The following is a 5,992-nucleotide window of genomic DNA, read 5'->3' on the forward strand; positions in this document are numbered from 1 at the left end:
GCGGGTGTCGCCCGTTCCGTGGGGGACTTCCTCTGCGTCAAGATCGGTACGGGTATCGGTTGCGGCATCGTCGTCGGCGGCAGTGTCCACCGCGGCGTCACCGGCAGCGCGGGCGACATCGGGCACATCCAGGTGGAGCCGGGAGGCCGCGCCTGTGTGTGCGGCAACCGGGGCTGTCTGGAGGCCCACTTCAGCGGTGCCGCGCTGGCCGCCGACGCCGAGCAGGCCGCGCGTGAGGGCCGGTCGGCGGAGCTCGCCGCCCGGCTGGAGACGGCGGGACGCCTGAGCGCCTCGGATGTCTCGGCCGCCGCGGCGGCGGGCGACGCCGTGGCTCTGGAACTCATCCGGGAGGGCGGGAAGCGTCTGGGGCAGGTCATCGCCGGGCTCGTCAGCTTCTTCAATCCGGGTCTGGTGGTGATCGGCGGAGGTGTGACCGGGCTCGGACACACCCTGCTGGCCAGTGTCAGGACCCAGGTCTACCGGCAGTCCCTGCCGCTGGCCACGGGCAACCTGCCCATCGTGCTCGGTGAGTTGGGACCCGCCGCCGGAGCCATCGGCGCGGCCCGCCTCATCAGCGACCACGTCTTCTCACCGGCCTGACCGCCGCCCGACCCCGACGGCGGACACGGCCCTCGACGCCAACCGTGGCGACCCCACGGCGCGCTCTCGCAACACCTCAAGTAACACACCCAGCGACAGACTCGGCCACACCTCAAGCAACACACCCAGCCACACTTCGAGCGACGGACTCGGCCACACCTCCAGCAACACACCCAGCAACATCCCCAGCGCCGCCGTAGCCGCCGCACGTCGTCGGCGGCCGGTCACCGCCACCTGGTCGCCAGGCCGTCAGGCCTGCCCCGCTCTGCCGCGCCCCGGCACCCACGCGTACGCGTACGACGCCCCGGGCGCCCCAGAGCTGCCCCCGCACCCGAACGCCCCTGTCCAGCCTGCCCGTTCACGGAGCACACCCCCCGAGGGGATCCTTCATGGCACCACAACCACCCCTGCTCACCATGGCCGGCATCACCAAGTCGTTCCCGGGCGTCCGCGCCCTGGACGGTGTGGACCTGGAGGTCCAGCCCGGGGAAGTCCACTGCCTTCTCGGCCAGAACGGCGCCGGCAAGTCCACTCTGATCAAGGTGATCGCCGGCGCCCACCAGCCCGACGGCGGGGAGATCACCTGGCAGGGCGAGCCGGTGGCCCTCAGGTCGCCGATCGCCGCCATGCGTCTCGGCATCGCCACCATCTACCAGGAACTCGACCTGATCGAGGGCCTGTCCGTCGCCGAGAACGTCTACCTGGGCCACGAACCCACCGCCGCCGGGTTCGTCGTACGCGGCGCCGCCGCCCGTACGGCGACCGTGCGGTTGCTGCACCGGCTGGGCCACTCGGAGATCGACCCGACCCGGCTCGTCGGTGAACTGTCCGCCGCCCAGCAGCAGATCGTCTCCATGGCCCGTGCGCTGTCCCACGAGGTCCGTCTCATCGTGATGGACGAACCGTCGGCGGCACTCGACCCCGAAGAGGTGGACAACCTGTTCAGGATCGTGGGCGATCTGACCGCCGAGGGCGTCGCCGTCATCTACATCTCCCACCGCCTTGAGGAGATCCGCCGCATCGGCGACCGGGTCACCGTCCTCAAGGAGGGCCGGTCGGTCGCGGGCGGGCTGCCCGCCAAGTCGACACCGACCAGCGAGGTCGTGGCCCTGATGACCGGACGCAACGTGGAGTACGTCTTCCCCGAGCGCCCCGAGGCCGGGTTCGCCGCGGAGCGGCAGCCGGTGCTGACGGTCGAAGGGCTCACCCGGCGCGGGGAGTTCGCGCCCGTCGACCTGGAACTGCGCCCCGGAGAGATCGTGGGCCTCGCCGGGCTCGTCGGGTCCGGACGCAGCGAGATCCTGGAGACGATCTACGGGGCCCGCAAGCCCGACGGCGGCCGCGTCCTCGTCGACGGCACCCCCCTGCGCCCCGGAAGCGTGCGCGCCGCCGTCCGCGCCGGCATCGGCCTCGCCCCCGAGGAACGCAAGGCGCAGGGCCTGCTGATGCTGGAGTCCGTCAGCAGCAACGTGTCGGTCTCCACCCTGTCCCGGTTCGCCCGCGCGGGCTGGATCGACCGCCGCGGCGAACGAGCCGCCGCGCACCAGGCGGTACGGGAGCTGTCCCTGCGGCCGGACAACCCCGACGCCGCGATCCGGACCCTGTCCGGCGGCAACCAGCAGAAGGCCGTGCTCGCCCGCTGGCTGTTGCGGGGCTGCAAGGTGCTGCTCCTGGACGAGCCCACCAGGGGCGTCGACATCGGGGCCCGGGCGGAGCTCTACGCCGTGATCCGCCGGCTGGCCGACGAGGGCCTGGCCGTACTTCTCGTGTCCAGCGAGGTGCCCGAGGTCCTGGGACTCGCCGACCGGGTGCTGGTGCTCCGTGAAGGCAGCGTCGTGCACACGGCGGACGCCCGGGAGCTCGACGAGCACCGCGTACTCGATCTTGTGATGGAAGGGAGCCTGACGCCATGACGCAGCCGGCCACTCGGGCACAGCAGGAAGCGCCCACGCCCGCCGCCAAGTCCGCCCAGGAGCACGACAGTTCGCGCCGACCGTGGCTGCGATGGGACGTGCGCACGCTGTCCCTGCTCGGTGTCCTCGCCGTCCTCGTCGCCGTCGGTGGCATCACCGCGCCGGACGAGTTCCTGGCGACGAGCAACCTCCAACTCGTGCTCACCCAGGCGTCCGTGATCGGCGTCGTCACCGTCGGCATGACGTTCGTCATCACCAGCGGCGGGATCGACCTGTCGGTCGGCGCGATGGTGGCGCTCGCCTCGGTGTGGGCGACGACCGTGGCCACCCAGGAGTTCGGCTTCGCGGGCATCCTCTTCACCGCCGTGATCGTCGGTGTGGGCTGCGGTCTGGTGAACGGGCTGCTGATCGCCTACGGCAGGATGGTCCCGTTCATCGCCACGCTGGCCATGCTCGCCTCCGCCCGGGGTCTGGCCCTGCAGATCACGGACGGCAGCACCCAGGTCGTCTCGGTCCAGTCCGTGCTCGACCTCGGCTCGCGTGACTCCTACGTCCTCGGCATCCCGCCCCTGGTGCTGATCTTCGCCGCGGTCACCGTCGTCGGCTGGCTGCTGCTCAACCGCACCACCTTCGGCCGCCGCACGGTCGCGGTCGGCGGCAACGCGGAAGCGGCACGCCTCGCCGGCATCGACGTCCGCCGCCAACGCCTGTACCTGTACCTGCTGTCCGGACTGTGCTGCGGCATCGCCGCCTTCATGCTGATCGTGCTCGCCGGCTCGGGCCAGAACACCAACGGCAACCTCTACGAGCTGGACGCCATCGCCGCCGCGATCATCGGCGGCACGCTCCTCAGCGGCGGCCGCGGCACCATCGTCGGCTCCGTCCTCGGGGTGCTGGTCTTCACCACGATCACCAACATCTTCGCCCTGAACAACCTCGAGACCGCTGTCCAGCAGATCGCCAAGGGCGCCATCATCGTCGCCGCCGTGCTGGTCCAGCGCCGCTCGCTGCACGGCGACTCCTGACGCCGGACGGCGGCCCCTGACACCGCCGTCCGGTCCCCTACCTGCCTCAACCACCGCACACCGCCCAGTCGAAGGGTCGATCCGCCATGGCCAGAACCCCCAACACCAGCCGCAGAGCACTCCTGTTCGGCACCGCGGCCGTCTCCGCCGGCGCGCTGCTGACCGCCTGCACCAGCAACGAGACCAAGGACCAGGAACCGGCCGCGGACAACGCCCCGGTCGCCGACGAAAAGCCCGGCAAGGCCGTCACCATCGGCTTCGCGGGCCCGCAGGCCGACCACGGCTGGCTCAACGCCATCAACGACAACGCCAAGAGCCGGGCGAAGAAGTACTCGGACGTCACCCTGGAGATCACCGAGGGCTCCAACGACACCGCCCAGCAGATCGGCCAGATCCAGACGCTGATCAACAAGAAGGTCGACGTCCTGGTGATCCTCCCGGCCGACGGCAAGGCCCTCACCCAGGTCGGCCTCCAGGCCATGCGGGCCGGCATCCCCGTCGTCAACCTCGACCGTGTCTTCGCCTCCCCGCAGGCCTACCGCTGCTGGATCGGCGGCGACAACTACGGCATGGGCCTCAACGCCGGGCACTACATCGGCGAACAGCTCAAGGACAAGAAGAACGCCAAGGTCGTCGAACTCGCCGGCCTCGACAACCTCGAACTGACCCAGCAGCGCACCAAGGGCTTCGACGACGCCCTGAAGAACTACCCCAACATCAAGAAGGTCGCCCGTCAGGCGGCTGACTTCACGGTCGAGTCCGGGCAGGCCAAGATGGCCCAACTCCTCCAGGCCCAGTCGAACTTCGACGCGCTGTGGAACCACGACGACGACCAGGGCGTGGGCGCGCTGCGCGCCATCGACCAGGCCGGGCGCGACGACTTCCTGATGGTCGGCGGCGCCGGCGCCAAGTCCGCGATGGACGCCATCAAGGCCGGCAACAGCGTCCTCAAGGCGACCGTCCTGTACCCGCCGACGATGGCCGCCTCCGCCATCGACCTCGCCAGGGCGCTCGGGCAGGGCAAGGGGGTGGGCGGCCTCGCCGAGTTCGAGATCCCCTCGTCGCTGACCCTCTACTCGGCCGTGGTCACCAAGGACAACGTCGACCAGTACCTGCCGACCGGCTTCATCTGACCGGGCCGGGCCCAGCGCCCCGCGAAGACAGCGATGAGTCAGTGACACTCCGACGAGGAGGAATCCGGATGGAACAGAGGGACGGTCGGGCCGCAGCGCCGACACTCGGCGTGGGCATGGTCGGCTACGCGTTCATGGGCGCCGCGCACTCCCAGGGCTGGCGCACCGTAGGGCACGTGTTCGACCTGCCATTGCGGCCGATGCTGGCCGCGATCGCCGGCCGTGACGCGCACGCCGTGCGGGCGGCGGCCGACAAGCACGGCTGGGCCGCGACGGAGACCGACTGGCGTGCCCTCATAGCCCGCGACGACGTACAGCTCGTCGACATCTGCACCCCGGGCGACAGCCATGCCGAGATCGCGATCGCCGCGCTGGAGGCCGGCAAGCACGTGCTGTGCGAGAAGCCGCTGGCCAATTCGGTCGCCGAGGCGGAGGCCATGGTCGCGGCGGCCGAAGCCGCTCGTGCGCGGGGCCAGTTGGCCATGGTGGGCTTCAACTACCGGCGCGTTCCCGCCCTCACCTTCGCCCGTCGGCTGATCGACGAGGGCAGGCTCGGCACCTTGCGGCACGTACGGGTCAGCTACCTCCAGGACTGGCTGGTCGACCCGGACTTCCCGCTGACCTGGCGGCTCCAGCGGGAGCACGCGGGGTCGGGTGCGCTCGGCGACCTCGGGGCGCACATCGTGGATCTCGCCCAGTTCCTGACGGGCGAGGTACTGGTCGGCGTCTCCGCCCAGCTGGAGACCTTCGTCAAGGAGCGCCCGCGCCTCGACGGTGCCTCCTCGGGCCTCACCGCGGCGGGCGGTGCCCGGCGCGGGCCGGTGACCGTGGACGACGCGGCCGTCTTCACCGGCCGGTTCTCCTCCGGGGCGCTCGCCGTGTTCGAGGCGACCCGTATGGCGTCGGGGCGCAAGAACGGCCTGCGGCTGGAGGTGAACGGCGAGTTCGGCTCGCTCGCCTTCGATCTGGAGCGGCTCAACGAGCTGTCCTTCCACGACCACCGGGAGCCCGCCGCCACGGCCGGGTTCCGCAGGATCCTCGTCACCGAGCCCGAGCACCCGTACCTGGAGGGCTGGTGGCCGCCGGGCCACCCACTGGGCTACGAGCACACCTTCGTCCACCAGGCCCGCGACCTCGTCGAGGCCATCGCGACCGGCACCGATCCGATCCCGTCGTTCGCCGACGGGTTGCAGGTGCAGCGGGTGCTCGCCGCGGTGGAGGAGAGTGCCGAGAAGAACTCCGTCTACACGCCCGTCGCCGTCTGAGGAGGGTCTCCGAGATGCCACGACAGTTCACGCTCTTCACCGGCCAGTGGGCGGAC

5 protein-coding genes are annotated in these 5,992 nt (G+C 70.9%); all 5 read left to right on the top strand.

What is annotated here, in order from left to right; all coding sequences use genetic code 11:
• Positions 1 to 600 (top strand): ROK family protein (locus tag ACIHIX_RS47795; RefSeq protein ID WP_399966963.1); only part of this gene is annotated, 600 nt, incomplete at its 5' end.
• Between the two features lie 389 nt (positions 601 to 989).
• Positions 990 to 2,513, top strand: coding sequence for a sugar ABC transporter ATP-binding protein (locus tag ACIHIX_RS47800; protein WP_399966964.1), 1,524 nt, complete (start codon positions 990 to 992; stop codon positions 2,511 to 2,513).
• Positions 2,510 to 3,538: an ABC transporter permease gene (locus ACIHIX_RS47805; protein ID WP_399966965.1), complete on the top strand. Its 1,029-nt coding sequence runs from the start codon at positions 2,510 to 2,512 to the stop codon at positions 3,536 to 3,538. Before ACIHIX_RS47800 ends, ACIHIX_RS47805 begins: the two co-directional genes overlap by 4 nt.
• An 86-nt stretch (positions 3,539 to 3,624) precedes the next feature.
• Positions 3,625 to 4,671 (top strand): substrate-binding domain-containing protein, encoded by a 1,047-nt coding sequence (locus ACIHIX_RS47810; protein ID WP_399966966.1) that lies wholly within the window; start codon positions 3,625 to 3,627, stop codon positions 4,669 to 4,671.
• Positions 4,672 to 4,739: 68 nt separating this feature from the next.
• Positions 4,740 to 5,936, top strand: coding sequence for a Gfo/Idh/MocA family protein (locus tag ACIHIX_RS47815; RefSeq protein ID WP_399966967.1), 1,197 nt, complete (start codon positions 4,740 to 4,742; stop codon positions 5,934 to 5,936).
• The last annotated feature ends 56 nt before the right edge of the window (positions 5,937 to 5,992 follow it).

It is taken from the genome of Streptomyces sp. NPDC051913, assembly GCF_044593635.1.
Lineage (GTDB): Bacteria > Actinomycetota > Actinomycetes > Streptomycetales > Streptomycetaceae > Streptomyces.